Genomic DNA, 1,300 nt, shown 5'->3' with positions numbered 1-1,300 from the left:
ACGATCATCGCCTCCTCGGCCTCGCTCAGAACCGTCGAGCGCGGTTCTGTCGGCCCGGTCTTCATATCCTCGACCGTCGACCGTTGACCGCTTCCGCCATTTCGCCACCGTCTTGGGATTGATGCCCAGCTCCCGGCCCAGTTGCGCGAGCGAAGCCTGCCCCTCTCATCGTTTGCAAGCAAACGACTGCCGGGCGACGGATCGCTGTATTGCAGCTCTGACGGCGTGCGTGGTCGTGGCGCAGCAGTGACGAACTTGTCCCATAGTGCTTCCGTCCATTCCTGAGAAAGGATCGCACCATCAAACCGTGGGATCAAACACCTAACTCATCCAGCTCTTCGAGCCGGTCGATCACTTTGGAGCGTTCCAGCTCACTCAGGTATGGGTGCAGATACACCCTTGTACAGTTGTCGGGAGGCGGATACCAGAGCTTCGCCCAAGGACTCTGTTGCACAAATCGGCTGATTGTCGGACTGCCCCTTGCCCTGGACGGACTTATCCCACGGCCTCTGTGACGGGTATGCCGAGCGTGGTGTATCCGTTCATGACGGCGATACGGATATGGACCTCCGCGACCTGTCGGTCGAAGTCCCTCGCCATCAGGCGCTGCCCCAGCAGTTTCATGCAGTGCATCTTCGTCTCGACGCGGCTTTGGCGGTGGTATCCACTCCAGTTTCGCCAGATTGCGCGACCGAGGTATCTTGAAGCTCGCATTGCCTCGTTTCGCGCGATGGCGCCCGCTGTTGTTGGCTTACAGGGCTTGGCATTATTGCGGGGCGGGATGACAGCGCTAGCCCCGCGGTCAGCGATGGCGTCGTGGCATTTGCGGGTGTCGTAGGCGCCGTCGGCGATGACGTTGCCGATCTGCTCATCTGTCGGGATCTGGCTAAGCAGGTCGGGCAGAACAGGTGCGTCGCCGATATGGTTCCCGGTGATTTCAACGGCCCGGACTTCCAGTGTTTGTTCGTCGATCCCGAGGTGGATCTTGCGCCAGACCCGCCGCTTGGGCCCACCATGCTTGCGTGCATTCCACTCACCTTCACCCTCCACCTTGATCCCGGTGCTGTCGATCAGAAGGTGCAGCGGGCCGTTAGAGCCACGATACGGGATGTTCACGGCCAGTGTCTTCTGGCGGCGTGAAAGTGTGATGAAGTCGGGCACTGTCCAGTCGAGGAGTTATGCCCGAAAGTTGGTGATGGTCTGAAGTAGGCGGCATATCATGGCGGTGTTCAAGATGCCGTCGTTCTCAGAGAGAAAGGATATGCCACCATGGCCAAATCTACCGTTGTCCCGTTCGAGC

The 1,300-nt window shown here is 59.6% G+C and carries 2 pseudogenes; both read right to left on the bottom strand.

From position 1 onward, the window contains the following. Positions 1-264: pseudogene (locus ROA7023_RS25895) on the bottom strand (hypothetical protein); the annotation flags it as partial. A gap of 231 nt (positions 265-495) precedes the next feature. Then, a pseudogene (locus ROA7023_RS23530) lies at positions 496-1,173 on the bottom strand (IS5 family transposase); the annotation flags it as partial. Positions 1,174-1,300 lie beyond the last annotated feature (127 nt).

It is taken from the genome of Roseisalinus antarcticus, from assembly GCF_900172355.1.
GTDB lineage: Bacteria > Pseudomonadota > Alphaproteobacteria > Rhodobacterales > Rhodobacteraceae > Oceanicola > Oceanicola antarcticus_A.
This window is presented reverse-complemented; position numbering and strand designations above follow the sequence as displayed.